General features: G+C 67.4%; 28 protein-coding genes and 2 tRNA genes. 18 read left to right on the top strand and 12 right to left on the bottom strand.

All coding sequences use genetic code 11. The features are described 5' to 3' along the window. Positions 1–109: 109 nt before the first annotated feature. Positions 110–403 carry a hypothetical protein gene (locus EV560_RS29450; protein ID WP_131859401.1) on the top strand — a complete coding sequence of 98 codons (294 nt, stop codon included), beginning with the start codon at positions 110–112 and terminating at the stop codon, positions 401–403. 121 nt (positions 404–524) lie between these two features. Next, positions 525–731: a hypothetical protein gene (locus tag EV560_RS29445; RefSeq protein WP_131859400.1), complete on the top strand. Its 207-nt coding sequence runs from the start codon at positions 525–527 to the stop codon at positions 729–731. 73 nt (positions 732–804) lie between these two features. On the opposite strand, the gene EV560_RS29440 is transcribed toward EV560_RS29445, so the two are convergent. Next, a tRNA-Asn gene (locus EV560_RS29440) sits at positions 805–879 on the bottom strand. 178 nt (positions 880–1,057) lie between these two features. Between EV560_RS29440 and EV560_RS29435 the strand changes: the two genes are divergently transcribed. The 3 genes from EV560_RS29435 (at position 1,058) to aac(3) (ending at position 3,588) form a co-directional block, all read left to right on the top strand. After that, positions 1,058–1,131: transfer RNA gene (locus EV560_RS29435), tRNA-Cys, on the top strand. A gap of 194 nt (positions 1,132–1,325) precedes the next feature. Then, complete coding sequence (locus tag EV560_RS29430; protein WP_131859399.1) at positions 1,326–2,774, top strand: cryptochrome/photolyase family protein; 1,449 nt, start codon at positions 1,326–1,328, stop codon at positions 2,772–2,774. Positions 2,775–2,784: 10 nt separating this feature from the next. Then, the gene (gene aac(3), locus EV560_RS29425) at positions 2,785–3,588 is read left to right on the top strand and encodes an aminoglycoside 3-N-acetyltransferase (RefSeq protein ID WP_131859398.1); all 804 of its coding nucleotides are present in this window, start codon (positions 2,785–2,787) and stop codon (positions 3,586–3,588) included. 126 nt (positions 3,589–3,714) lie between these two features. On the opposite strand, the gene EV560_RS29420 is transcribed toward aac(3), so the two are convergent. After that, positions 3,715–4,527, bottom strand: coding sequence for an SDR family NAD(P)-dependent oxidoreductase (locus tag EV560_RS29420; protein WP_131859397.1), 813 nt, complete (start codon positions 4,525–4,527; stop codon positions 3,715–3,717). A 167-nt stretch (positions 4,528–4,694) separates the two neighbouring features. Between EV560_RS29420 and EV560_RS29415 the strand changes: the two genes are divergently transcribed. Both EV560_RS29415 and sseA read left to right on the top strand, forming a co-directional pair. Further along, positions 4,695–5,411, top strand: a complete 717-nt coding sequence (locus tag EV560_RS29415) for an alanyl-tRNA editing protein (protein WP_131859396.1) — start codon at positions 4,695–4,697, stop codon at positions 5,409–5,411. Positions 5,412–5,437: 26 nt separating this feature from the next. Continuing rightward, entirely contained in the window at positions 5,438–6,295 is an 858-nt protein-coding gene (sseA, locus tag EV560_RS29410; protein ID WP_131859395.1) for a 3-mercaptopyruvate sulfurtransferase, read from the top strand. Positions 6,296–6,552: 257 nt separating this feature from the next. Here sseA and EV560_RS29405 read toward each other — a convergent pair whose 3' ends face one another. Both EV560_RS29405 and EV560_RS29400 read right to left on the bottom strand, forming a co-directional pair. Further along, the gene (locus EV560_RS29405; RefSeq protein ID WP_131859394.1) at positions 6,553–7,335 is read right to left on the bottom strand and encodes an SDR family NAD(P)-dependent oxidoreductase; all 783 of its coding nucleotides are present in this window, start codon (positions 7,333–7,335) and stop codon (positions 6,553–6,555) included. After that, the gene (locus tag EV560_RS29400; RefSeq protein ID WP_131859393.1) at positions 7,335–8,033 is read right to left on the bottom strand and encodes a hypothetical protein; all 699 of its coding nucleotides are present in this window, start codon (positions 8,031–8,033) and stop codon (positions 7,335–7,337) included. Before EV560_RS29400 ends, EV560_RS29405 begins: the two co-directional genes overlap by 1 nt. A gap of 128 nt (positions 8,034–8,161) precedes the next feature. On the opposite strand from EV560_RS29400, the gene EV560_RS29395 reads away from it, so the two are divergent. The 5 genes from EV560_RS29395 to EV560_RS29375 all read left to right on the top strand — a co-directional run bounded on the left by EV560_RS29395 (position 8,162) and on the right by EV560_RS29375 (position 12,310). Further along, complete coding sequence (locus EV560_RS29395; RefSeq protein ID WP_131859392.1) at positions 8,162–9,001, top strand: IclR family transcriptional regulator; 840 nt, start codon at positions 8,162–8,164, stop codon at positions 8,999–9,001. Then, positions 8,998–9,813 (top strand): ABC transporter permease, encoded by an 816-nt coding sequence (locus EV560_RS29390; protein WP_131859391.1) that lies wholly within the window; start codon positions 8,998–9,000, stop codon positions 9,811–9,813. Before EV560_RS29395 ends, EV560_RS29390 begins: the two co-directional genes overlap by 4 nt. Positions 9,814–9,859: 46 nt before the next feature. Then, the gene (locus tag EV560_RS29385) at positions 9,860–10,852 is read left to right on the top strand and encodes an ABC transporter substrate-binding protein (protein WP_131859390.1); all 993 of its coding nucleotides are present in this window, start codon (positions 9,860–9,862) and stop codon (positions 10,850–10,852) included. Between the two features lie 7 nt (positions 10,853–10,859). Beyond that, positions 10,860–11,651 carry an ABC transporter ATP-binding protein gene (locus EV560_RS29380; RefSeq protein WP_248312257.1) on the top strand — a complete coding sequence of 264 codons (792 nt, stop codon included), beginning with the start codon at positions 10,860–10,862 and terminating at the stop codon, positions 11,649–11,651. Between the two features lie 158 nt (positions 11,652–11,809). Further along, positions 11,810–12,310, top strand: a complete 501-nt coding sequence (locus tag EV560_RS29375; RefSeq protein WP_131859388.1) for a cupin domain-containing protein — start codon at positions 11,810–11,812, stop codon at positions 12,308–12,310. 247 nt (positions 12,311–12,557) lie between these two features. Here the strand turns inward: EV560_RS29375 and EV560_RS29365 are convergent, their stop codons facing one another. Beyond that, positions 12,558–12,764 (bottom strand): TOBE domain-containing protein, encoded by a 207-nt coding sequence (locus EV560_RS29365; protein WP_131859386.1) that lies wholly within the window; start codon positions 12,762–12,764, stop codon positions 12,558–12,560. Between the two features lie 146 nt (positions 12,765–12,910). Here EV560_RS29365 and modA point away from each other — a divergent pair, with 146 nt between their 5' ends. The 6 genes from modA (at position 12,911) to cueR (ending at position 19,152) form a co-directional block, all read left to right on the top strand. Beyond that, the gene (gene modA / locus EV560_RS29360; protein WP_131859385.1) at positions 12,911–13,714 is read left to right on the top strand and encodes a molybdate ABC transporter substrate-binding protein; all 804 of its coding nucleotides are present in this window, start codon (positions 12,911–12,913) and stop codon (positions 13,712–13,714) included. After that, positions 13,711–14,409 (top strand): molybdate ABC transporter permease subunit, encoded by a 699-nt coding sequence (gene modB / locus EV560_RS29355; protein ID WP_131859384.1) that lies wholly within the window; start codon positions 13,711–13,713, stop codon positions 14,407–14,409. The genes modA and modB overlap by 4 nt, the downstream gene beginning before the upstream one ends. Further along, positions 14,406–15,494, top strand: coding sequence for a molybdenum ABC transporter ATP-binding protein (gene modC, locus EV560_RS29350; RefSeq protein ID WP_131859383.1), 1,089 nt, complete (start codon positions 14,406–14,408; stop codon positions 15,492–15,494). The genes modB and modC overlap by 4 nt, the downstream gene beginning before the upstream one ends. Positions 15,495–15,612: 118 nt before the next feature. Further along, positions 15,613–16,041: a winged helix-turn-helix domain-containing protein gene (locus EV560_RS29345; RefSeq protein WP_131859382.1), complete on the top strand. Its 429-nt coding sequence runs from the start codon at positions 15,613–15,615 to the stop codon at positions 16,039–16,041. A gap of 149 nt (positions 16,042–16,190) precedes the next feature. Beyond that, complete coding sequence (locus EV560_RS29340; protein ID WP_207908146.1) at positions 16,191–18,728, top strand: heavy metal translocating P-type ATPase; 2,538 nt, start codon at positions 16,191–16,193, stop codon at positions 18,726–18,728. Between the two features lie 16 nt (positions 18,729–18,744). Continuing rightward, positions 18,745–19,152 carry a Cu(I)-responsive transcriptional regulator gene (gene cueR / locus EV560_RS29335; protein WP_131859381.1) on the top strand — a complete coding sequence of 136 codons (408 nt, stop codon included), beginning with the start codon at positions 18,745–18,747 and terminating at the stop codon, positions 19,150–19,152. A 138-nt stretch (positions 19,153–19,290) separates the two neighbouring features. Here cueR and EV560_RS29330 read toward each other — a convergent pair whose 3' ends face one another. Genes EV560_RS29330 through EV560_RS29300 form a run of 7 tightly spaced genes read right to left on the bottom strand, consistent with a single transcriptional unit; the run spans position 19,291 to position 25,929 of the window. Then, the gene (locus tag EV560_RS29330) at positions 19,291–20,340 is read right to left on the bottom strand and encodes an extracellular solute-binding protein (protein WP_131859380.1); all 1,050 of its coding nucleotides are present in this window, start codon (positions 20,338–20,340) and stop codon (positions 19,291–19,293) included. Next, on the bottom strand, positions 20,337–21,524 hold the full coding sequence (locus tag EV560_RS29325; RefSeq protein ID WP_131859379.1) for an NAD(P)/FAD-dependent oxidoreductase: 1,188 nt from the start codon (positions 21,522–21,524) through the stop codon (positions 20,337–20,339). Before EV560_RS29325 ends, EV560_RS29330 begins: the two co-directional genes overlap by 4 nt. Further along, complete coding sequence (locus tag EV560_RS29320) at positions 21,521–22,909, bottom strand: NAD(P)/FAD-dependent oxidoreductase (RefSeq protein ID WP_131859378.1); 1,389 nt, start codon at positions 22,907–22,909, stop codon at positions 21,521–21,523. The genes EV560_RS29325 and EV560_RS29320 overlap by 4 nt, the downstream gene beginning before the upstream one ends. Then, positions 22,906–23,193 (bottom strand): (2Fe-2S)-binding protein, encoded by a 288-nt coding sequence (locus EV560_RS29315; protein WP_131859377.1) that lies wholly within the window; start codon positions 23,191–23,193, stop codon positions 22,906–22,908. The genes EV560_RS29320 and EV560_RS29315 overlap by 4 nt, the downstream gene beginning before the upstream one ends. A gap of 11 nt (positions 23,194–23,204) precedes the next feature. Beyond that, positions 23,205–23,999: an ABC transporter permease gene (locus tag EV560_RS29310; protein ID WP_131859477.1), complete on the bottom strand. Its 795-nt coding sequence runs from the start codon at positions 23,997–23,999 to the stop codon at positions 23,205–23,207. A gap of 5 nt (positions 24,000–24,004) precedes the next feature. Next, on the bottom strand, positions 24,005–24,862 hold the full coding sequence (locus EV560_RS29305) for an ABC transporter permease (protein ID WP_131859376.1): 858 nt from the start codon (positions 24,860–24,862) through the stop codon (positions 24,005–24,007). Further along, entirely contained in the window at positions 24,859–25,929 is a 1,071-nt protein-coding gene (locus EV560_RS29300; protein ID WP_131859375.1) for an ABC transporter ATP-binding protein, read from the bottom strand. The genes EV560_RS29305 and EV560_RS29300 overlap by 4 nt, the downstream gene beginning before the upstream one ends. Positions 25,930–26,088 lie beyond the last annotated feature (159 nt).

The raw sequence follows: 26,088 nt of genomic DNA, 5'->3' as shown, positions 1-26,088 counted from the left end.
GGCGTGAATGACCTCAACGTTGTCGTTTGCGACAATACTCCCAGCGCAGCCCGATAGCTAGATTCATCGCTGTCGAACACGCATCGACGTTCTGACGAGGAGTTCACACATGAAAGTTCTAGCCATCGGATCGATCATCAAGCCGCTCGCGGATGAGCAGCGGGCACGGCTCATGCCCCATGAGGTGCCGGCCACGCTGCGGCTCTATCTCGACGGCATCGTCGATCAGTATTGGTTCCGCAAGGACAGGCCCGGCCCAGTTTTCCTGATGAATGTCGAGACGGTCGAGCAGGCCAAGGCCGTGACCGACGCCATGCCGATCGTCAAGGAAGGCTATGCCGCCTATGAATTCATCCCGGTCGGACCGCTCGCGCCGCTCGGTATGCTGATTCCCGGCAAATAGGCGCGACAGAAATACATCGGCCGCTGCGCGTTCGCGCGCCCCCACCCTTGCGAGATCATCCGATCGGATGAGGCCGCGTCCCCTGTACAGTGCCAGGCTGGCACCGCACAGGGGACTAGGGATGAAAACACTCATTGTCGTGATTTGGTGCCTGACGCTGGCAGGCTGCGCCGTGGCCGATCGGGAGCCGGCGCTCAGCGCGTTGGGCCCGTCCGATATCGGCAGCCAGCAGCGTACGGCTGATTTCGTCGACTCGCCTGAGGATATCGACATCGGCAAGCCCACCACGACGTGCACGATGAAGAACGGCACGGCGATCTGCTTCTAAGGAAGCCGCGAAGTCGCGAAAGCGCCGAGTGAGCCGGTGCTTTTGGGCGTGTGGAGCTGGATCGTGAAGATGCTGGCTCCCGGAGCAGGATTCGAACCTGCGACCAATCGATTAACAGTCGATTGCTCTACCGCTGAGCTATCCGGGACCGATGGGCGGCGTATAGCGGCGCTCCCCCGAGGGCGCAAGCCCCTTGCGACAATCACATGGCAGGAAATTGCCTGCCCACAAGCTTGCCTGTGCATGGCGTCGGTTTCGGTTGCGGACAGGCCCGCCATGTGATTATACGCGGCGCTAAGGAATTTGCCCTATGGCAATTCCGGGATGGCCTCGTGGCGGAGTGGTTACGCAGAGGACTGCAAATCCTTGCACCCCGGTTCGATTCCGGGCGAGGCCTCCAATCTCCCAACCATCGCTGGTTTCCGGCCGGGCCGCCTCAACGGCGCCCGCGGCGCAGTCGCGCGCGAGCCTGGCTCCTTCCGAACTTTTCGGCTCATCGGCAGTTCCCGTGTCGCCGGCCTCCAGCGAGGCCGATATCGTGCGCGCCAGACGAATCGGTAGGCGGTACGGAAGGAAGGCTTCGGCAAGCTTGCGATGAGCGCACCCTCCCTGGTCTGGTTCCGCGACGATCTCCGGCTCGCCGACAATCCCGCCCTCGCGGCTGCGGCAGCGCGCGGCCCCGTGCTCTGCCTCTATATCCTCGACGAATCGTCGCGTTGCCGTGCGCTGGGCGGCGCCTCGCGCTGGTGGCTGTCGCGTTCTCTTGCCGCCCTGGCGGACAGCCTTGCGGCGAAAGGGGGCGAGCTCACCCTGATGCGTGGTGACCCGGCCGTGCTGATTCCGGAGACCACCGCAGCCTGCAAAACCGATTTCGTCAGCTGGAATCGCCGTTACGACGGGGCCGCCGTCGAACTCGACAAGGCGTTGAAGGCCAAGCTCTCCGCGCAGGGAATCACCGTCGAGAGCCATGGTGCCAATCTCCTCAACGAGCCCTGGGAGGTCACGACCACCGCCGGCACGCCGATGAAGGTGTTCACGCCCTATTGGCGTGCGGCGCGGGCCAGGGGCGAGCCGGCCGCGCCGAAGCCGGCACCCAGGAGAATCAGGGCCCTGCCCCTCCCCGGCACGCTCGGGAAATATGTAGTCGCGCATGGCGAACTCGCGCTTGAACCCAGGACACCGGATTGGGCCGGCGGCCTGCGCGAGGCCTGGACGCCCGGAGAGGCCGGCGCGCGCGAGGCGCTCAGCGATTTCCTCGACGGCGCGATCTCCGGCTATGGCGAGGCGCGCGACCGGCCCGACAAGCCGGGGACCTCGCGCCTCTCGCCGCATCTGCGCTTCGGCGAGATCAGCCCTCGGCAGATCTGGCATGCGGCCCAGGCCGCCGGCCATGCCCATCCGCGCCTGCAGGGCGATATCGACAAATTCCTCTCTGAGATCGGCTGGCGCGAATTCTCCTATCACCTGCTCTTCCACAATCCCGATCTCGCCACCGACAATTACAATCGGCGCTTCGATGCCTTCCCCTGGCGCAAGGACGGGACGGCGCTACGCGCCTGGCAGCGCGGCCTGACCGGCTATCCGATCGTCGATGCCGGCATGCGCGAGCTCTGGAGCACCGGATGGATGCACAACCGGGTGCGGATGATCGCAGCCTCCTTCCTGATCAAGCACCTGCTGCTCGACTGGCGCCAGGGCGAGGCCTGGTTCTGGGACACGCTCGTCGATGCCGACCCGGCCAATAATCCGGCGAGTTGGCAATGGGTTGCGGGCTCGGGCGCCGATGCCGCGCCCTATTTCCGCATCTTCAATCCGGTGACGCAGGGCGAGAAATTCGACCCCAAGGGCGCCTATGTCCGCCGCTGGATTCCGGAGATCGCGGAGCTGGACGACCGCGACATCCACCAGCCCTGGAAAGCGAGCGCGACCGCACTCAAGCCGGCCGGGATCAGCCTGGGCAAGACCTATCCCGAGCCGATCGTCGATCTCGACTTCGGCCGCCGCCGCGCGCTCGATGCGCTGGCGACGCTGAAATCGGATTGAAGCGCCCGAGATGGATCAGCCGTTCGTCACCCGCGTCAGGCTGCGCGACGACCTGGAGCGCCTCGGCGTCGTCGCCGGCGATTCGCTGATGATCCATGCCGCGGTCAGCCAGGTCGGCCGGCTGCTCAACGGCCCGGACGCGCTGATCGACGCCGCGCTCGCAGCGCTCGGTCCGGACGGGACGGTGCTGGCCTATGCCGATTGGGACGCCCGCTATGACGAATTGCTCGATGGCGAAGGCCGTGTGCCGGCCGAATGGCGCGCGCATGTCCCGCCTTTCGATGCCGCCGCCTCCCGCGCCATCCGCGACAATGGGGTGCTGCCGGAATTCCTGCGCACGCGGCCCGGCGCGCGGCGCAGCGGCAATCCCGGTGCCTCGGTTGCGGCCCTCGGCGCAAAGGCCGAATGGTTCACGGCCGACCACGCGCTCGACTACGGCTATGGCGAGGGCTCGCCGCTGGCGAAGCTCGTCGCTTGCGGCGGCAAGGTGCTCATGCTCGGCGCCCCGCTCGACACCATGACCCTGCTGCACCATGCCGAGCATCTCGCCGATATCGCCGGCAAGCGGAGCAAGCGCTATGAGGTGCCGTTCGCGACCACGGAGGGCACGCTCTGGCGCATGGTCGAGGAGTTCGACACCTCCGACCCGGTCGTGCCCGGCCTGCCCGACGACTATTTCGCCACGATCGTCTCCGAATTCCTCGCCTCGGGCCGAGGTAGCCAGGGCAGGATCGGCCATGCGCAGAGCGTGCTAGTCGACGCCGCCGCGATCACGGCTTTCGCCGTCTCATGGCTCGAGGCGCGCTTCGCTTAGTGTCCTGCTATTGGAGGACGGATCCTAGAGCATTTTCGAGCGAAGTGGATGCCGGTTCGCGTGAAGAAAATGCGTTAAAACAAATAGATAGAGCATTTTCGCGATTCGAAGAAACGCGGAAATGCTCTAGGGGTCCGCACCCGGAGACCCCGGCCGGCGCCGGTTGGCGAAGCGCTGCATCAGCGCGAAATAGAGCGGATAGGGCAAGAGGTTGATCAGCTTCAGCGGCCAGACCATGCGGCGCGGAAAGACGATCTCGAAGCCGCCGCGCGCAAAGCCGTCGACCACGCGCCGCGCCGCTTCCTCGGCCGGCATCAGCAGCGGCATCTTGTAGCGGTTGTGCCGGCGCGTCATCTCCGTATCGACGAAGCCGTTATTGACCACCTGCACCCGGATGCCGAGCGGGTCGCAATCGAGCTTGAGCGCCTGGCAGAGATGGATCGCCGCGGCCTTGGAGGTGCCGTAGGCCGGTCCTCCCGGCAGGCCGCCATAGCCGGCGACGGAAGCCGTGACCGCGATCTGGCCGCGCTGGCGCGCCTTCATCCGCTCGAGCACCGGAAACAGGCTGCGTGCGACGCCGAGCAGATTGACCTCGATCGCGCGATCGAGCGCCCCGAGATCGAGCGGCGCATCCTTGGAATAGGGCGCCATGCCGGCATTGATGAAAGCCAGCGCGATCGGCCCGTGCACATGCTCGATGCCATCCACGACCGTGCGCATCGCGTCCGCATCGGTGACATCGCCGGCATGGGCGACGATGCGGCCGGGCAGGCCGACGGCACGCTCGGCGATCGCTTCGAGCAGCTCGAGCCGGCGCGCCGTGATCGCCACCGTCCAGCCGCGCCGGGCCAGTTCGAGTGCCACGGCCGCGCCGATGCCCGAGCTGGCGCCGGTGATCCAGGCGACGCCGTCCTTCGGCTGCATGCGCGGCAATGACATGGGCTCTCCGAGGCTCTCCTCAGGGCTTACAGCCCCGCCCCGCCCCGGCGCAACGGGCAAGGCCGCAGGGGCGATGCCGCTCTGGCGCGCAGCGCGCATTCGGTGCATCGTCCGCCGCGACCGGCGCACCCTGCGCCAGCACAATCAATATCCGGGATTTGAAGCCGATGCCGACCGAATTGCTGTTTCGCGACGATGCCTATCTCACCGAAGCCGAGGCCAAGGTCGAGGCGGTCAACGAGCTCGGCGGCATCGTGCTCGACCGCACCATCTTCTACGCCACCGGCGGCGGCCAGCCGGGCGATGTCGGCAAGCTCAGGCGTGCTGACGGCTCGGAAATCGCAATCGGCACCACGATCTACAACAAGGAGGACAAGGGTCAGGTCATCCATGTTCCGGCCGAGGGCCAGGGCGCGCCGCAGGTCGGCGAGACGGTGACGCTGGTGCTCGACTGGGACAGGCGCCTGAAGCGCATGCGCATCCACACCGCGCTGCACCTGCTCAGCGTCGTCCTGCCCTTCCCCGTCACCGGCGGCTCGATCGGCGATGGCGACGGCCGGCTCGATTTCGACATTCCCGAGGGCGGGCTCGACAAGGCCGAGGTCACTGAGAAGCTGAACGAGCTCGTCGCCCGCAATGCCGCCGTGTCCGAGCGCTGGATCACCGACGAGGAGCTCGATGCCAATCCCGGCCTGGTCAAGACCATGTCGGTCAAGCCGCCGCGCGGCTCGGGCCGGGTCCGGCTGGTCTCGATCGAGGGCATCGACCTGCAGCCCTGCGGCGGCACGCATGTGCGCAACACCTCCGAGATCGGCCTTGTCGCGGTCACCGATATCGAGAAGAAGGGCAAGCAGAACCGGCGCGTGCGCATCGCGCTCGCCTGATCGGCCTGAAGAACGGGAAACGCCACATGGCTCGCGATGATGTCTTCGTCTCCACCGACTGGCTGGCCGAGCGCCTGGACGCTCCCGATGTCGTGGTGGTGGACGGCTCCTGGTACTTGCCCGTCCATGGACGCGATCCGCATGCCGAGTATGCGGAGCGCCGCATTCCCGGCGCGCTGCGCTTCGATATCGACACGGTGAAGGATACCAGCTCCGACCTGCCGCATATGCTGCCGCGGCCGGAGGCCTTCGCTGCGACCGTCGGCGCCATGGGCATCGGCGACGGCATGAAGATCGTCGTCTATGACGGGCTCGGCCTGTTCTCGGCCCCGCGCGTGCGCTGGACCTTCAAGACCTTCGGCGCCAAGGACGTGGTGATTCTCGAAGGCGGCTTCCCGAAATGGCAGGCGGAAGGCCGGCCGATCGAGGATGGTGCGCCACGCCCCCGCGCCGCCCGCAGCTTCACCGCGCGGCTCGACCATTCGGCCATCGCCGATGCCGGCGATGTCGAGCGCGCGCTCGGCAATGGCGCGGTCCAGGTCGTCGATGCCCGCCCGGCCGACCGTTTTCGCGGCGAGGCGCCCGAGCCCCGTCCAGGCGTCCGCTCCGGACATATGCCGGGCTCGCTCAACCTGCCCTTCCCCGCGATCGTCGCGGACGGCGCACTGAAATCGCCCGAAGCGATCGCGGCCGCCTTCGCGGAGGCCGGAGTCGACCTCGACAAGCCGATGATCACGAGCTGCGGCTCCGGCGTCTCGGCCGCGATCCTCTCGGCCGCGCTGGAGACGATCGGCAAGCCGGCGCGGGCGATCTATGATGGCTCCTGGGCCGAATGGGGCGCGAGCGACCGCCCGATCGCGACCGGGCCGGCCAAGAAGGGCTGAGAGACGGACGCGCGCGTCGGCAGACCGCCTCCCGTCATGGTCGGGCTTGTCCCGGCCAGCCACGTCTTCCTCGATTGAGGGCGGTGTTCAGGACGTGGATGCTCGGCACCAGAGTATTTCCGCGTTTCTTCGAATCACGAAAATACTCTATCCCTTTGTTTTGACGCATTTTCTTCACGCGAACCGGTGTCCACTTCGCTCGAAAATGCTTTAGGCCGAGCATGACGGAGGACTGATCCGCCTTCACCGAAGAACGATCAGTAGGTCGCCCGGCCGCCCGACAGGTCGAAAACTCCGCCGGTAGAGAACGAGCATTCGTCGGAGGAGAGCCAGAGCACCATCCTGGCGACTTCCTCGATCTCGACGAAGCGGCCCATCGGGATGCGCGCGAGGATGTCGGCGCGCCGCTCGGCCGTGATCTCCTTCGCCATCGCCGTCTCGGCAGCGGCCGGGGTGATGGCGGTGACGATGATCCCGTCCTTCGCCGTCTCCTTGGCGACGCTCTTGGTCAGCGCCAGCAACCCGGCCTTGGAGGCGCTGTAGGCTGCGGCGAGCGCCATGCCCTCCTTGCCCTGGATCGAGGCGATGTTGACGACATGGCCGCGGAGCGCGTGCTGCGGCACGGCGCTTTCGCGCGGCGCCTGCGCCCGCATCCGCCCGACCACGGCGCGCGTCACGAGATAGGCACCGAACAGGTTGACCTGCAGCACGCGCTGGAAATTCTCCGGCGAAGTTTCCCAGACCGGCTTCACCTCACCGAGCACGCCGGCATTGTTGATGAGGATGTCGATGCGGCCGCCACTCTGGAAGGCGGCCTCCGCCCCGATCTCGACGGCGGCGGCATCGGTGATGTCGAGATGGCGGGCGCTCGCGGCCGGGCCGAGATCGGCGGCGGCCAGGGCCAGGGCCGCCTCGTTCGCGTCCCAGAGCTCCACGGTCGCGCCTGCATCGATCAGCGCCTGGGCGATGCCGCGCCCCAACCCGCCGGCCCCGCCGGTGACGATGGCCCTGCGGCCCCGAAGATTGTAGCGCGCCGCCATCACCCCGCGCTCCAGGCTGTCTTGGTGCGGGTGATCTGATGGCGATAGATGCCGAGATCGAATGGGCCCTCGCCGCCGAGCGCTTCCAGCTTCGCAACGGAGAGCTCGTCCCTGGCCAGCTTCACGAAATCCGCCTCGTCGCCCCAGCCTTCGAGCAGCAGCACCCAGCGCGGCACCGCATTGGCGACGCCGCGCGCCTTCTGCTCGGCCGTGGCGACGCCGCTGGCCTCGGCATCGGCCGTGAGGAGATGCACGCCGGCGACACCGGGTTTGGCGAGGAGGTCGGGGATGGTCTGGCGCAGCAGCCTCGCCTTGTGCTCGGCCGCGCCCTCATCGGGCACATCGTAGCGCAGCGTCGCGATCAGCCCGCCCTGCGCCGGCCCGGCCGAATGGCTGACACGGCAGAGCGAGCGGGCGACCGAACGAAAATGCTTCACGGTCGCGAGCGTCCAGGGTGTCGGCGCGTTGACGCGCGCCGTATAATCCTGCCCTTTCAGAACTTCAACACTCAAAGCCTCGTAAAGGTTGAAGAATTCGAGATTGGCCTCGATCGCGGCATAGCGCCGCCCACGCAGGAAGCCGGGAATGCCGAGCCGCTCCGGCATGTGCTCCTGGCCATGCCAGGCATAGAACTCGCCGCGCCCTTCGGGAGCGATGTCGTGCCAGATCGCGACCGCGCCTTCGCCTGCCAGACTCATCCTGCGTTTCCTCGCGCTGCCGGAGGCTCGTTGACTCGGCCTCCCCTCGCTTCTATACGAAACTCAATTCTGAATTGGAATGCTATTCCAAAAATAACAGAATCGTCCAAGAATAACAGGGTGGAACATTGACGGTCGGAGCGGTCGAGCGCGCGCTGAAGATGCTGGAGACGCTGTCGGGCGAGGCCGAGGGCGTCGACCTCGGTGCGCTCGCGGAGCGGCTCGACCTTCCGGCGTCCGCAACCCATCGCCTGCTCTCGACCCTGGCCGAGCGCGGCTTCGTTGCGCAGGATGCCGCGAGCGGCGCCTATGCCCTGACCCTCAAGCTCGCGCTCCTCGCCTTCCGCAATCTCGACCAGCGTCATTTGCCCGATGCCGGGCAGATCGTGCTCGACGGCCTGGCGCGCGCCACCGGCGAATATTGCCGGCTGGCCGTGGTCGAGGGCGAAAACCTCGTCTGGATCGCCCGCTCGCAGGGCGCGACCGCCGGCCTGCGCTACGAGCCGCCGATGGGCTCCGAAATCGTCCTGCACGCCACGGCGACCGGCAAGGCCTGGCTCGCCTCGCTACCGGAGGACGAGGCCCTGCGCATCGTCTGCGCCCGCGGGTTCCAGGGCCGCACCGGCCCCAACGCGGTCGATGGCGTCGATGCGCTGCGACAGCATCTCGACGAGACCCGCCGGCGCGGCTTCGCGCTCGCGAATGAGGAAGGCGAGCTCGGCGCCGTCGCCATGGCGACGACTTTTCGGGCCTCGCCGGACGGCAACGCCGCAATCGCCGGCACGCTCAGCGTCGCCGGCCCGACGGCGCGCATGCAGCCGGAGCGACACGCCGCGATCGCCGAAGCGCTCGGCAAGGCCGCAGCCGAGATGGCCGGGATCTGGCCGCTGCGCCGGCGCCAGAGCGCGGCGCAGCAGGCGCCCGCGCCGAACGGCCGGGCGCTGCTGCAGACGGGAGCACAGTCATGAGCAACGACAGCGCCGCCCTGCCCGCCGCCAATGCCGGTGACCTGCAGCCGAGCGCGGTCCGCGCCTGGGCCTCCGCCATCGCCTGGCCGCTGGCCAGCTTCTCGGCGCTGCTGCTGATCTGGGAATGGCTGGTGCCGCTGGCCGGCATCCCCGAATACATCCTGCCGGTGCCGAGCGACTTCTTCGAGCGGCTCTGGACCGATCGCGCCCTGATCGCGCAGCACACGCTCGTCACCGCCAACGAGATCGTGCTCGGCTTCCTGATGGCAGCGGTGATCTCGATCCCGCTCGGCTACATCATCGTCTCCGTGAAGATCCTGGAGAAGGCGGTCTATCCGGTCATCGTCTTCTTCCAGCTCGTGCCGAAGATCGCGATCGCCCCGCTCTTCGTCGTCTGGTTCGGCTTCGGCCTGTTCCCCAAGGTGCTGCTGACCTTCCTGCTCTGCTTCTTCCCGACGCTGGTCGCCAGCATGACGGGCTTCAGGGCGCTGGACGAGCGTGTGCTCTATCTCACCCGCTCGATGGGCGCTTCCGCCTGGCAGACCTTCCGCTATGTCCGGGTGCCGGCGGCGCTGAGCTACATCTTCTCCGGCCTCAAGGTCTCGGCCGTCTTCGCCGCCACCGGCGCGATCGTCGGCGAGTTCGTCGGCGCCAACTCGGGCCTGGGCTATCTCCTGCTGCGCGGCACGAGCTTTCTGGACATGCCGCTGATCTTCGCCTGCCTGGTGGCGCTCAGCGTCGTCGGCATCGTCTTCAGCTACCTCGTCGACGGGCTCGAGGTCCTGCTGATGCCCTGGCAGCGCAAGGGTTGAATCGCACCAAAACGCAAACCGGAAAACCGGATCTGGGAGGATCGAAATGAACAGACGCCTGCTGATCACCGCCGCCGCCGCGCTCGCGCTCAGCGCCACGACCGCGCTCGCCCAGAGCGGCGGCAAGCCGATGAAGATCACGCTGAACTTCCTCGCCGCCGCCCCCAATGCCGGCTTCATGATGGCCAAGCAGATGGGGCTCTACGACAAGGCCGGCATCAACCTCACCATCGAGGAGGGGAAGGGCTCCGCCACCACCGCGCAGATGGTCGCGACTGGCCAGACCGATATCGGCTTCGCCGATGCGCCGGCCGCGATGCAGCTGCGCACCAAGGGCGCGCCGGTCAAGATCATCGCCCCCGTCCTGCAGACCAACGGCTTCGCCATCATCTCGCTGGAGGAGAGCGGCATCGCTTCGCCCAAGGACCTCGTCGGCAAGAAGGTCGCCGTCCAGCCCGGCACGGCACAGACCACGCTGCTCGATGCGATCCTCGCCAGCAACGGCATCGACAAGAGCAAGGTCGACGTCATCAATATCGACCCCGGCGCCTTCGTCGGCGCGCTGCTGGAGAAGAAGGTCGACGCCATCCTCGGCGGCGCCGATTTCCATTCGGTCCAGATCCGCGAGCGCGGCTTCAAGGTCCGTGACATCTTCTACCGCGATGTCGGCGTGCCGACCGTCGGCCTCTCGATCATCGCCCGTGACGACCGGATCAAGGCCGATGCCGAGCTCTACAAGAAATTCGTCGAGGCGAGCCTGCAGGGCTGGGATGCCGCCCGCAAGAACCCGGACGCTGCCGCCGACGCGGTCGTGGCCCAGTTCCCCTCGGTGAAGAAGGCGCAGGTGCTCAGCCAGTTCGACGTCGTCAACAAGCTGCTTTGCGCGCCGGGAGCCGCCTCGCTCGGCAAGGTGCCGGAGAAGAACTGGACGGTGACCTTCGAGCTGCTGACGCAATATCTCGGCCTGCCCAAGGACAAGCCGATCACCGATTACTACACGACCGATCTCGTGCCGGCCTCCGCGCCCGCCTGCTCCTGAGGCCGTGGTGAGCCTGACAACAGCACCATCCGCGAACGGCGCCGCCTCCATCCAGGGGCGCGGCGTCGTCAAGACCTTCGGCGGCTTCACGGCCGTCGACGGGCTCGATCTCGAGATCAGGAGCGGCGAATTCGTCAGCCTGATCGGCCCCTCCGGCTGCGGCAAGAGCACCTTCATGCTGATGGCGGCCGGGCTGATCCCGGTCAGCTCCGGCGAATTGCTGGTCGATGGCAAGACGCTGACCTCGCCGCTCACCGATATCGGCATCGTCTTCCAGGATCATCTGCTGCTGGAATTCAGGACGGCGATCGAGAACGTCATGCTCCAGGCGGAGATTCGCGGCCTGCCGCTGGGGCCGGCGAGGGAGCGTGCGCTCGAGCTTTTCGCCAAGCTCGGCATCTCGCATGCGCTCGACCGCTATCCCAAGCAGCTCTCCGGCGGCATGCGCCAGCGCGTCTCGATCGCCCGCGCGCTGATCCATGACCCGTCCGTGCTGATGATGGACGAGCCCTTCGGCGCGCTCGACGCCATCACCCGCACGCAGATCCGCCACGACCTCGAAATGCTCTGGCTGGAAACGGCCAAGACCGTGGTCTTCATCACGCATTCGATCGACGAGGCGATCGGCCTCTCCGATCGTGTGCTGGTGATGTCGCCGACGCCTGGCCGGATCGTCGACGAGATCGCGATCGAACTGCCGCGTCCCCGCCCGGCCCATCTCGGCGACTATCCGAGCTTCAACACCTATGCCGACCGTATCCACGACGCCTTCCGCCGCTTCGGCGTGATCAAGTATTGAGCTTCGGCTTTGCCCGGCGGCCTGCCGGCGCTGGATCATGGGACCGGATATCGTGTCCGGTCTCATGATCTGGCTTCTTGGTTTCGCATCGGCTTTTCCGAAAACCGCGATCCACTTTTCGGGCCGATGCGCTAATCTGCGCCGACAGGAGCATCGCAATGGCCGACCACGATCACCCGCATTCCCACGACCATGATCACGAGCCGCGCTGGAAACATGACGGCGTGCGCGTCATCACCGGCGACAAGCTCGACTCCAACACCGCCCAGACGCCCGGCATGTTCCGGCAGGCGGCGATCAACCATGCCCGTGTCGGCGCGCAGAAGATCTGGGCCGGCACGGTCTCGATCCAGCCCAACGCCAAGACCGGCGTGCATCATCACGGCGAGCTGGAGAGCGTGATCTACGTCGTGCGCGGCAAGGCGCGGATGCGCTGGGGCGAGCGGCTCGAATTCACCGCCGAGGCCGGCCCTGGCGATTTCATCTACGTGCCGCCCTATGTGCCGCACCAGGAGATCAACGCCAATCCCGACGAGCCGCTCGAATGCGTTCTGGTGCGCTCCGACAACGAGGCGGTGGTGGTCAACATCACCGATGTCGACCCGGTCGAGAAGCCGGAAGAGGTCTACTGGGTCGACCCGATCCACAAGCACCCGTAGAGCATTTTCGAGCGAAGTGGGTACCGGTTCGCGCAAAGAAAATGCGTTAAAACAAAGAGATAGAGCAGTTCCGCGATTCGGAGAGACGCGGAAATGCTCTCGGGCGAGCCTCGAGCGCCTCGCCTCTCGCTATCACCAGCGTCTCCGTCATGGTCGGGCTTGTCCCGACCATCCACGTCTTCGCTGGCCTGATCCGGTGTTCAAGACGTGGATGCTCGGCACAAGGCCGAGCATGACGCGTGGGACTTCAATCCACCGCGATCATCACGTCCGACGCCTTCACCACGGCATAGGCGTCCTGGCCGACGATGAGCCCGAGCTCGTCGACCGCTGCATTGGTGATCGAGGCGGTCACGACCGCTCCGCCGATATCGATGCGGACATGGGCGGTGGTCGCGCCCTTGGTGATCTCGACGACGCGGCCCTTGAGCTGGTTGCGGGCGCTGATCTTCATGGACGTCTCTCCTGCTCTGGCTGCGGCGACATGCTCACGGCGTGGTGCAAGTCCGCGCAGCCTTGTGATTGACACGGCTCTCGACGGCACGCAACGATCGCTATATTCGACGGTACACAGCGATAGCCATTGCAGGGGACGATACAATGACAAGCCGCCGCCAGGTTCTTGGTTTTGCCACGGCCTTCCTCATGGGAATGGCCTCGCTTTCGGGCGCGGCCCAGGCGCAGTCGAAGGAACTCGTGATCTTCGCCGCCGCCAGCCTGAAGAACGCGCTGGATGAAGCCGCCGCCGGCTGGGTCAAGGAGAGCGGCAAGCCCGCCCCGAAGATCTCCTACGCGGCCAGCAACGCGCTCGCCAAGCAGCTCGAGCAGGGCGCGCCGGCCGACATCTTCATGTCCGCCGACCTCGACTGGATGGACTATGCGGCCTCCAAGAACCTGATCAAGCCCGATACCCGCGTCAGCCTGCTCGCCAACCGCATCGCGCTGGTCGCGGCCAAGGATTCCGCCGCCAAGATCGACCTGAAGTCGGGTGTCGACCTCACCGGCGTGCTCGGCTCCGGCCGCCTCGCCATGGGCAATGTCGATTCCGTGCCGGCCGGCAAATACGGCAAGGCGGCGCTGGAGAAGCTCGGCGGTTGGGACAAGGTCAAGGACAAGGTCGCCCAGGCCGACAATGTTCGCGCCGCGCTCCTGCTCGTCTCGCGCGGCGAGGCTCCGCTCGGCATCGTCTACACCACCGACGCCGCAGCCGACCCGCAGGTCAAGGTCGTCGCGACCTTCCCCGAGGACAGCCATCCGCCGATCGTCTATCCGGTCGCCGTCACGAAGGACGCGACCAACGCCGACGCGCAGGCCTTCCTGACCTATCTGCGTGGCCCGGCCGCCAAGGCCGCCTTCGAGAAGCAGGGCTTCACGGTGCTGAACAAGCCCGCCTCGTCTTCGTGACGGACTGGCTATCTCCTGAGGAATGGACGGCGGTCAGGCTCAGCCTGATCGTCGCGACCACGGCGATGCTGGCGAGCCTGCCCCTCGGGGTCGGGGTCGCCTTTTTGCTGGCACGCGGCCGCTTCTGGGGCAAATCCGTCCTCGACGCGCTCGTCCATCTGCCACTGATCATGCCGCCGGTCGTGACCGGCTACCTGCTGTTGATCGGCTTCGGCCGGCGCGGGCCGATCGGCCAGTTCCTCTATGACTGGTTCGGCATCGTCCTGTCCTTCCGCTGGACCGGCGCTGCCCTCGCCGCGGCGGTGATGGGCTTCCCGCTGATGGTGCGGGCGATCCGGCTCTCGATCGAGGCAGTCGACCGCAAGCTCGAGGATGCCGCCGGCACGCTCGGCGCCAACCCGTTCTGGGTCTTTGCGGTGGTGACCTTGCCGCTCTGCCTGCCCGGCATTCTCGTCGGCATGATCCTCTGCTTCGCCAAGGCGATGGGCGAGTTCGGCGCCACCATCACCTTCGTCTCCAATATCCCGGGCGAGACGCAGACCCTGCCCTCGGCGATCTACACCTTCACCCAGGTGCCAGGCGGCGAAGCCGGCGCGATGCGGCTGACCCTGATCTCGATCGCGGTCTCGGTCTCGGCCCTGTTCATCTCCGAATACATGGCGCGCCTCGTCGGGCGGCGGATCGCGATCGAATGACCGCCGTCCTCGACATCGCGGTCGAGCATCGGCTCGGCGCCTTCATGCTCGACGCCGCCTTTACCTCGAACGGACGGCTGACGGCACTGTTCGGCCGCTCCGGCTCGGGCAAGACCTCGCTGGTCAACATCATCGGCGGGCTGATCCGGCCGCAATCCGGGCATGTCACCGTCGACGGCCAGGTCCTCGTCGATACCAGGCGCGGCATCTTCGTGCCGAAGCATCGCCGCCGCATCGGCTATGTCTTCCAGGAGGCCAGACTCTTCCCGCATCTCACCGTGCGGCAGAACCTGCTCTTTGGCCGCTGGTTCACGCCGCGCGCGCCGGAAGACGGCGCCGACCTGCCCATGGTGCTCGATCTCCTCGGCATCGGCCATCTGCTCGAGCGCCGCCCGGCTGGCCTGTCCGGCGGCGAGAAGCAGCGTGTTGCCATCGGCCGCGCCCTGCTCGCCCGCCCGCGCCTCCTGCTGATGGACGAGCCCCTCGCCTCGCTCGATGAAGCCCGCAAGGCCGAGATCCTGCCCTATATCGAGCGGCTGCGCGACGAGATGGCGATCCCGATCGTCTATGTCTCGCATTCCGCCGCCGAGGTCGCCCGGCTTGCGACGACGCTCGCCATCGTCGATGAGGGCGCGGTCAAGGCTTGCGGCCCGACTGCCGAAATTATGTCTCGGCTCGACATGGCCCGCCTGCCCGGCGCGCCCGAGGCCAGTTCGCTGCTGGAGGCGACGATCGCCGGCTTCGATACGGAATACGGCCTGACGCGGCTCGATACGCGTGCCGGCCCCTTGCAGGTGGCGCGGGCCGGGCTTGTCGCCGGACACAGGCTGCGCGTGCGCATCCTCGCCAGCGACGTCCTGGTCAGCCTCACGCCGCTCGACGGCATCAGCGCGCTCAACGTTCTCTCCGGCACCATCGCCGAGATCGGCGAGCGCAATGGCGGCGGTGCGATCGACCTGCGCATCGATTGCAGCGGCGAGATCGTGGTGGCCCGGCTGACGGCGAAATCCGTCGCGGCACTGGCGCTGGCGCCCGGCCGGCCGGTCTATGCGGTGATCAAGAGCGTCTCCATCGACGCACCTTGAGGGCATGATCGCTGTATCCGGCGGCATATGGCGCAAGCTGAATCAGTAGAAGCTACGGCCGTGGCGGTGCCAGCCGCGACGAACCCGGCTAAGCTGGCGCATCAGCAAGGACCAGCCGATGCCTGAGCCGCAGCCCCTCCCCGCCGTGAAGATGAGCCTGAGGCTCGACTTCTCACCCGGCGGCCGACTCGGCCCCGGCAAGATCGCGCTGCTTGAGGCGGTTGCGGAAACCGGCTCGATCTCCGGTGCCGGCCGGGCCATGGCCATGTCCTATCGCCGCGCCTGGCTGCTGATCGACGACCTCAACCGCATGTTCAGGACCCCGCTGGTCGAGGCCCAGCCCGGCGGCGCCAGGGGCGGCGGCGCCGAACTCACCCCGCTCGGCCGCGAGGTCGTGGCCCATTATCGCGCCATCGAAAGCAAGGCGCTGAAGGCCGGCGGCCTGCATATCGAGGCTCTGCAGGCCTTGATCGATCCCGAGGCAGACACCTCCCGCCCGTCATCCCAGGCGGGCAGCGGCACCGCCGATATCCGGGATTCGTCATAGGATACAGGGCCTTACCGCAGGTTCCCTGGCTCCGTTTTGCCGTGGCCGGACTGGCGTTTCCCGCGCTCGAAAATAGGCGCGCCAAGCCCCTTGACCTTCCCATGATGGGAAGCCCCATATGACTTGCCATCAAAGTCTGGAGACAAGTCATGGCGACCGTGACGATGGCGAAGGAGGCCGCCGGCCCCGCCCCCGTTTTCGATATCAAGATCAATGGCATGCATTGCGCCGGCTGCGTCGGCCGCGTCGAGCGCGCTCTCAAGGCCGTGCCGGGCGTCACCGACGCCAGCGTCAATCTCGCGACCGAGCGCGCTCACCTCACGCTGGCCGAGACCGGCCCGGCGCCGGGCGCGGTCGCCGAGGCCATCCGCAAGGCCGGCTACCAGCCGGCAGAGACGACGATCGACCTGTCCGTCACCGGCATGACCTGCGCCTCCTGCGTCGGCCGGGTCGAGAAGGCGCTGAAGGCCGTGCCCGGCGTCAGCGACGCGAGCGTCAACCTCGCCACCGAGCGCGCCACGGTCCATGGCTTGGGCAACGACCTGATGCCGCAGCTCATCGCAGCGGTCGCCGCCGCCGGCTACAAGGCCGCTCCGGTCGGCAACGGCAGCGATGCGGCCGACCGCGAGCGCGCGGCACGCGAGACCGAGCAGGCCAGCCTGAAGCGCTCGGTCATCATCGCCGCCATCGCGACGCTACCCCTGCTCGTCATCGAGATGGGCTCGCATCTGTTTCCGGCGCTGCACCATTTTCTGGCGGGCACGATCGGCGAGCAGCCGGTCAGGCTCTTCGCCTTCGCGCTGGCGAGCTTCGTCCAGTTCGGTCCCGGCCTGCGCTTCCTGCAGAGGGGCTGGCCGGCGCTGCTGCGCGGCGCGCCCGACATGAACTCGCTGGTCATGCTCGGCACCAGCGCGGCCTATCTCTATTCGGTCGTCGCGACCTTCGCGCCCGGCCTGCTGCCGGCCGGCACCGCCTATACCTATTTCGAGGCCGGCGCCGTCATCGTCACGCTGATCCTGACCGGCCGCTGGTTCGAGGCGCGCGCCAAGGGCCGCACCAGCGAGGCGATCCGCCACCTGATGTCGCTCCAGGCCAGGTCGGCGCGGGTCCTGCGCGACGGCAAGGAGCAGGATCTGGCGATCGAGGCCGTCCTGCCCGGCGACATCGTCATCGTCCGCCCGGGCGAGCGCGTGCCGGTCGATGGCGAGGTCGTCGACGGCGCCTCCCATGTCGATGAATCGATGATCACCGGCGAGCCGATCCCGGTCCGCAAGGACAAGGGCGCGGCCGTCACCGGCGGCACGATCAACGGCACCGGAGCCTTTCGCTTCAAGGCCTTGAAGGTCGGCGCTGACACGGTGCTCGCGCAGATCGTGCGCACCGTCGAGGCGGCGCAGGGCGCCAAGCTGCCGATCCAGGCATTGGTCGACAAGGTCACGATGTGGTTCGTCCCGGCGGTGATCGCGCTGGCGCTCATCACCTTCGCCGCCTGGATGGTCTTCGGCCCGAGCCCCGCACTGTCGCATGCACTGGTCAACGCGGTCGCGGTGCTGATCATCGCCTGCCCCTGCGCCATGGGGCTGGCGACGCCGACCTCGATCATGGTCGGCACCGGCAAGGGCGCCGAGCTCGGCATCCTCTTCCGCCAGGGCGAGGCGCTGCAGGGACTGAAGGACGCCGGGATCGTCGCCTTCGACAAGACCGGCACGCTGACCAAGGGCAAGCCGGAACTCACCGACATCGTCGCCGCCGCGGGATTTGGCGAAGACGAGGTGCTGCGCCTGATCGCCTCGCTCGAATCCCGTTCCGAGCATCCGCTGGCCGCCGCCATCGTCGCGGAGGCGCAGCGGCGCAGCCTTGTCCTCGCCGAACCCCTGAACTTCTCGGGCGAGCCGGGCATCGGCGTCAGCGGCACGGTCGAGGGCAAGCGCATCGAGATCGGCGCCGTCAGATTGATGCAGCGGCTCGAGATCGATGTCGCCGCTTTCGGCCCCCAGGCCGAGCGTCTCGCCGATGCCGGCAAGACGCCGCTCTATGCGGCGATTGACGGCAGGCTCGCGGCCATCGTCGCCATTGCCGACCCGATCAAGGAGACGACGCCCGCGGCGATCGCGACCCTGCACAAGCTCGGCCTGCGCGTCGCCATGGTGACCGGCGACAACCGCCGCACCGCCGAGGCGATCGCGCGGAAGCTCGGCATCGACGAGGTCCGGGCCGAAGTGCTGCCGGCCGACAAGGCCGCCATCGTCAAGGCGATGCAGCAGGGCGGCAGCGGCGTCGCCTTCGTCGGCGACGGCATCAACGATGCACCTGCCCTGGCGCAGGCCGATATCGGCATCGCCATCGGCACCGGCACGGATATCGCCATCGAGAGCGCCGACATCGTGCTGATGTCGGGCGATCTCAACGGCGTGCCCAAGGCGATCGCGCTGTCGCAGGCGACCATCGCCAATATCCGGCAGAACCTGGCCTGGGCCTTCGGCTACAATGTGCTGCTGATCCCGGTCGCGGCCGGAGCGCTCTACCCCGCCTTCGGCATCCTGATGTCGCCGATGTTCGCGGGTCTGGCGATGGCGCTTTCCAGCGTCAGCGTGCTGGCCAATGCGCTGAGGCTCCGGCGCTTCCGCGCGCCGGCAGCCGCTCCCATAGCGGCGCAGCACGAGCCGCGCCTGGCGCCGGCCGAATGACGAAGCGAGGATCGCGATGAATATCGGAGAGGCTGCAACGGCATCCGGCGTCAGCGCCAAGATGATCCGCTATTACGAGAGCATCGGCCTGATCCAGCCGCCTTCGCGCACCGAATCCGGCTACCGGGTCTATGCGGGCGAGGACATTCACAGCCTGCGCTTCGTCAAGCGGGCCCGCGCGCTCGGTTTCTCGATCGAGGAGACGCGCGAGCTGCTGGCGCTCTGGCGCGACAAGAGCCGCGCCAGCGCCGATGTGAAGGCCTTCGCGCTGAAGCATATCGGCGAGCTCGAGACCAAGATCGCAGAGCTGCAGGGCATGGCACGGACCCTGCGCCACCTCGCCCATAACTGCCATGGCGACGACCGGCCGGACTGCCCGATCCTGGAGGACCTGGCCGATCCGGCGGGTGTCAAGTGTCACTGAAATCGTCATTGCGAGCACCCGGGTCTTGCCTTCGGCAAGCCCGAGTACACGCTCCGCGAAGCAATCCAGGGGCGGCAGTGCTCTACGTCCCCTGGATTGCTTCGTCGGCTGCGCCTCCTCGCAATGACGGCGGAGCGCTCAGCGCTCGATCATCTTGTTCCAGCGGCTGTTCCATTCCGGCCGCTTGGCGTTGATCGCATCCCAGTCCAGCACCACCGCCGTCTTCATATTGGCGTGGAAGGCTTCGAGCTTCTTCTCGGCATCCGGCGTCGAGGCCTTGGCCTTGGGATTCGACGGCACGACATTGCCGGCGGCGAGCGCCTTCGACTGGGCATCGGCCGAGAGCAGGTAGGCGGCGAGCTTCTGCGACAGGTCCGGCTCGGAATTGTTGGCGATGACGCATTGCGCCACCATCAGCACGACCGAACCCTCCTTCGGCTGGGCGTATTCGACGCCGATGCCCTTCTCCTTCAGGGTCGCGATCGCGGTCGGGGTCAGCGGGAAGATCGCCGCCTCGCCGGTCTGCGCCATCTCGGAGATCTTGGCCGAGCTCGGGATGAACTCGATGACGTTTTTGCCGATCGTGTCGCGGAACTTGGTGAAGCCCGGCTCGACATTGCTCTCGTTGCCACCCTGGATGCGGTTGAACATCAGGAAGGCGTGCAGGCCGAAGGACGAAGCCGAGGCCGACTGGAACACGACCTTGTCCTTGAACTTCGGATCGGCGAGGTCCATCCACGAGGTCGGCGCGGCCCAGCCCTTCTCGTCGAAGAGCTTCTTGTTATAGCCGAGCCCGGTCATGCCGAGGTCGATGCCAACCGCCATGTCGTCCTTCATATGGGCGCCGGGCGTGACTTCGCCGAGCTCTGGGCTGGGCTTCAGCTTCTCGCAGAGCCCGGCGCCGATGGCGCGGACCATGACGCCGTCATCGAGGAACATGACATGCATCTGCGGCTTGTCCTTGGCCGCGGTCGCCTTGGCCAGGATGTCCGAGGAGGTGCCGGGCACGACCACGACCTTGACGTTGTTGGCCTTCTCGAATTCCGGGAAGACGGCCTGGGTGAAGGTCTTCTCGAAATTGCCCCCGTTCATCCCGACATAGAGCGTCTTGGTCTGCGCGACCGCGCTTCCCGCGGCGGCAAGCGCGATGGTGGCGACGGTTGCCGCCAAGGCATTGCGGTTGATCATGATCTGGACTCCCCTGCGTGTTGTGGCTCTGCGTTTTGCCCCGCACCCGAGCCTGGGTGAGTGCGGGCGGAAGTGCTGAAGCGGCCGATCGAGAAGGCCTCGATCGGGGTCGTGCTGGCGCCGTCGCGGATGAGCTCGGCGAGCACCTCGCCGACGCCGGGCGCGATCTGGAAGCCGGCGCCGGTGAAGCCGAAGGCGTGGATCAGGCCGGGCGTGGTCAGGCTCGGCCCGATCACCGGGTTCCTGTCCGGCATCGCGCCCTCCGTGCCGCTCCAGAAGCGGATCGCATGGGCATGGCGCAGCGCCGGAAACAGCTCGGCGGTGCGGTTCATGATCGCCAGCGCCCCCTCGCCGCGCGGACGCGAAAAGTCCGGATCGTCGAGCGGCAGGCCACGCTCGCCGCCGACGACGCAATTGCCGCGCTCGACCTGGCGGGCATAGATGCCGCCGCCCTCCATGCCGATATTGACGGTCATGACCGGATCGAGCGGCTCGGTGACGACCATCGAAGGGTAGATTCGCGAGAGCGGCACCGGCTCGCCGAAGGTCTCGGCGAAGGCGCCGGCCCAGGCGCCTGCGCTGTTGATGACCTGGCGCGCGCTCAGCCTGAGATCATCGCCCGCTTCCAAGGCGAAACCCGGGCCATTGCGCGCAATGGCTTGAACGGCCGTGTTTTCCAGTACATGCACCCCTGCCCTGCGGGCAGCCGCGGCGAAGCCGGTCGAGACCAGCCGCGGATTGGCGTGACCATCGCCGGCACAGAACGAGGCGCCGACGATGTTGTCGCCGATCCAGCCGAAACGCTCACGCAGGCCGTTATGGCCGATCAGTTCGAGATCGAGCCCGAGGCCGGCGACGCTCCGCCTGTAGGCTTCGAGCGCGGCCATGTCGGCCTCGTCACGGGCGAGCTTGAGATGGCCGGAGCGGAGGAACTCGCCGTCGATGCCGATCAGCGCCTTGAGCCGCGGCCAGACGGCATGGGCTCGCTGCGACAGCGGCAATTGCTCGGGCGGGCGCCCCTGCCGGCGCACGCCGCCATAGTTCACGCCGCTCGCCTGCGCCCCGCAATAGCCCTTGTCGAGCAGCGCGACGGAAAAACCCATGCCGCGCAGCGCCAGCGCCGCCGAGCTGCCGACCAGCCCGCCGCCGATGATGGCGACGTCGATGTCGAGATGCCGGCTCATTCCGCCGCCTCCGCCTGCGGCTGCGCCAGCGCCATGGTCAGCGGGATCGGCTTGATCGGCGCCTGACTGCGCAGCCGGCCGACCGCGTCGACGGAGCGCCCGGTTTCCGCCGCCAGCAATTCGGCGGCGGCGCTGCCGCAGATCCGGCCTTGGCAGCGACCCATGCCGATGCGGCTGACGGCCTTCAGCCGGTTGATCTCGCCGGTGCCGAAATGCGCGGCGGCGCGCCTGATCTCGCCAGCGCTGATCTCTTCGCAGCGGCAGACCAGCGTCTCGTCAGCCATGTCCCTGGCCCAATGCGCCGGGAACGGGAAAGCCAATTCCAGCACGTCGCGAAAGCGGCCGATCCGCGCGAGCGAGCGCTCGATCGCCGCTGCCCGCTCGGGCGCATGCGGCAGCCCGCGATCCTGGCGAAGCGCCAGCCCCGCGCGCTCGCCGGCGAGCTCGGCCGCATCAGCCCCGGCAATGCCGGCGCCATCGCCCGCCAGATAGACGCCGGGCACGCTGGTGCGTCCCGCCGCATCGCACTCCGGCAGCCAGGCCCGGTCGCGCGCATCGAACCGGAAGCGGCAGCCGGCGAGATCGGCGAGCTGCGTCTCCGGGCGCAGGGCCAGCCCATAGCCGACACCGTCGCAGGCAAGGTGCATCTCGCGGATATCCTCGCGCCAGGCGATGCCTCCAACGCGCTCCTCGCCCTCGATGCGAACGTCGCGCACGCCATAGCGTAGCGCCACGCCCTTCAGCCTGAGCTCCGCCGTCATCCGCATGCCGCGCAGGATCACGGCAGGCTCGAGCGCCAGCCCGCGCAGCAGGTTGAACTTGGCCGAGAAAGGCGCAGTGTCGAGCACAGCCGCGACGGAAACACCGGCTTTCATGTACTGCCAGGCGACGAGATAAAGCAGCGGCCCGGAGCCGACGAAGACCACCCTGGAGCCGATCGCGCAGCCCTGCGCCTTGAGCGCGATCTGCGCCCCGCCGAGCGTGAAGACGCCGGGCAAGGTCCAGCCCGGGATCGGCAGCACGCGATCCGTGGCGCCGGTGGCAAGCACGAGCCCGTCATAGGCGACCTGCCGGCTGGCGCCGCCAACGGCAATATCGGCCTTGCCGTCGCGCAGATTCCAGAGCAGCGCCTGCGGCCAATAGTCGAGCTTGCCGGCGAGCGCCGCGAAATCGCGATGGAGCCGCTCGGCCTTCGGCGCCTCCGAGCCGTAGAGCGCCACGCTGCTGCGCTCGTCCGGCACGAGCCGCTGGCGATAGATCTGGCCGCCGCAGGCCGGCGCCTCGTCGACGACGAGCGGCCGCAGGCCGGCCTCGACCAGCGCCTCGGCAGCCCGGATGCCGGCCGGGCCGGCGCCGATGATCAGGGGTTGCGCCCGCCCGCTCATGCCGCCCTGCCCTTGGTCGCGATGCGCATGCCGGCGCCGAGCGCGGTCGAGCACGCCCGCAGGCGCTCGCCGCTCTCCAGCACCACCCAGCAATCCTGGCAGGCGCCCATCTGGCAGAAGCCGGCCCGCGGACTGGCGGAGAATTCGCTGAAGCGCAGCTTTTCGGCCTGGGCCAGGATCGCCGTCAGGACCGTGTCGCCGGCCCGGCCCTGGCAGGCATGCCCATCGAGCGTGAAGGCGATGGCCTCGTGATCCCGGCGGGCGATGCGGTGGAGCAGCGGCATGGTTTCGCGCCTCACTTCTGGCCGACGAGGATCTTGTCGAGGCCGAAGGCGCGGTCCAGCACCAGCATGGCGGCGGCGGTGAGCGCGATCATCAGCGCCGAGACCGCGGCCATCATCGGGTCGATGGATTCGGTCGCGTACATGTACATCCTGACCGGCAGCGTCACGGTCTGCGGCGAGGTCACGAAGATCGACATGGTCAGCTCGTCGAAGCTGTTGATGAAGGCGAGCAGCCAGCCGCCGGTGATGCCCGGCAGGACCATCGGCGCGGTGACGCGGCGAAACACCGTCCAGTGCGAGGCGCCGAGCGTCAGCGCCGCCTGCTCGGCACTGCGGTCGAGCCCCGAGAGCGCCGCCATGACCAGCCTGAGCACATAGGGCGTGATCACGATGACATGGGTCGCGACCAGCCAGGCGAAGCTGCCGGTGGCGCCGATCAGCGCAAACAGACGCAGGAAGGCGACGCCGAGCACGAGATGCGGAATGATCAGCGGCGACAGGAAGAGCGCGTTCAAGGTGTCGCGCCCCGGGAACTGGTAGCGGTCGATGGCGAGCGCCGCCGGCACCGCGAGCGCGACCGAGATGGAAGCGGCGAGCGTCGCCAGCCACAGGCTGTTGACGAAGGAATCGACGAAATCGGGATGGACGAAGATCGCCTGGAACCAGCGCAGCGAGAAGCTCGTCGTCGGAATCGAGAGCGTGTTCTCCGGCGTGAAGGCCACGAGGCAGATCACCACCAGCGGCGCCAGCATGAAGATGACGACGAGCGTGTGGAAAAGGAGCGCGATGGGCCCGTTCTTCTGCATCGGGCTCACCCCAGCGTCCGGCGGGCGCGCGCCTCGACCATGCGGTTATAGGCCAGCATGATGATGAGGTTGGCGACGAGCACGATGATCGCGATCGCGGCACCGAGCGGCCAGTTCAGCTCGTGCATGTACTCGTCATAGACGAGCGTTGCCGCCATCTTAAGCCTGCGGCCGCCGAGCAGGCCGGGAATGGCGAAGGCGCTGGCGGAGAGCCCGAAGACGATCAGGCTGCCCGAGAGCATCCCCATCGTGACCTGTGGCATCACCACCCGGCGCAAGGCCATGAAGCGCGAGGCGCCAAGGGTCCAGGCGGCCGCCTCGACCATCGGGTCGAGCTTCTGGAGCGAGGTCCAGATCGGGATCACCATGAAGGGCAGCATGACATGGACGAGCGCGATCACGATCGCCGTCTCGGTATAGAGCAGCCGCGCCGGGCCGAAGCCGAGCAACTGCAGGAGCTGGTTCACCAGCCCGGTCGAGCCGAGCAGCATGCTCCAGCCGAAGGCGCGCACCACGACCGAGACGAGCAGCGGTCCGATGATGACCAGCAGGAAGACCGAGCGCCAGGGATCGCGCATGCGCGACAGGACATAGGCCTCGGGCAGGCCGATCAGCGCGCAGATCAGCGTCGTCAGCCCGGCGAGGCGCAGCGTGCGCCAGAAGATGCCGAGATAATAATCGTCCGAGACCACCGCGGCGTAATGGGCGAACGTGAACTCGTTCTTGATGCCGGTGGTGTGGTCATAGACGTGGAAGGACAGGATGAAGGTCAGGATCAGCGGCAGGACCACCAATCCGAGGAAGAGCAGCGTCCCCGGCGAGACCAGCAGCCAGGGCGTGAGAGCCGGGCGCGCCCGGTTCATGCCGCGTCTCCCCGGGCACTGGCCGGCTCGACCCGCAGGCTCGCCGGCTGCCAGTCGAGCGCGACCTTCGCACCTTCGCTCGCCGGCTCCTCGCCATCATTCGGCACGGAGACCGAGATCACGCCGACCGGCGTCTCGACCGTGAACAGCCAGTAGCTGCCGAGGAAGAAGCGGTTGACGATCGTGCCGTCGAGCCGTCCCTGCCCGACCTGCCGCAACAGCAGCTTCTCCGGGCGGATCGACAGCGCCACGGCCTGTCCGTCCGCCAGATCGGCGGCTTCGCTCGGCAGCTTCACGCCGGCGATCTCGGCATGGCCGCTAGCTCCCGCGCCGCGCCAGATGCCGTCGAGCCGGTTCATCTTGCCGACGAAAGAGGAAATGAACGGCGTCGCCGGGTTCTCGTAGAGGCGGTACGGGGCGTCGATCTGCGTCATCCGCCCCAGCTCCATCACGACGACGCGGTCGCTGATCGAGAGCGCCTCGGCCTGGTCATGCGTGACCATGATCGTGGTGGTTCCGACGCGCTGCTGGATGCGGCGCAGCTCGAACTGCATCTCCTCGCGCAGCTTGGCGTCGAGATTGGACAGCGGCTCGTCGAGCAGCAGCACCGGAGGCTGGATGACCAGGGCGCGGGCGATGGCGACGCGCTGGCGCTGGCCGCCGGAGAGCTGGCGCGGATAGCGCTCGGCCAGCTGGCCGAGATGCACCAGGCCGAGCATGGTCCTGACGCGCTCGGCGCGCTCGGATTTCGGCACGTTGCGCATCTCCAGGCCGAAGGCGACATTCTCGGCCACGGTCATGTGCGGGAACAGCGCGTAGCTCTGGAAGACGATGCCGAGTCCGCGCTTGTTCGGTGCGAGACGGGTGATGTCGCGCCCGTCGAGCATGATCCTGCCCTTGGACGGCTCGACCAGGCCGGCGATCATCTGCAGCGTCGTCGTCTTGCCGCAGCCGGACGGGCCGAGCAGCGATACGAATTCACCCTTGGCGACGCTGAGATCGACATCCCGCACGGCAGCGAGATCGCCATAGATCTTGCTCAGCGATTCCAGCGTCAGGAAGCCCATGACCACCCCGCACGGCCCTGTCCCGGCGCGGCCGGGACGTGATCTGCAATGGCTCAAGAAGGAGGCATGGGTAAAAATTCGTCAATTTCAAATTCCATGGAAAAGAATTTTTATTGACATAATTCCGTTATGTAGAATTTTATTCGCGACCTCCTCGAA

It is taken from the genome of Allobosea sp. BK604 (genome assembly GCF_004341515.1).
Taxonomy (GTDB): Bacteria; Pseudomonadota; Alphaproteobacteria; order Rhizobiales; family Beijerinckiaceae; genus Allobosea.
The sequence above is the reverse complement of the archived record's forward strand: the minus strand, read 5'-3'. Positions and strand labels throughout refer to the sequence as shown.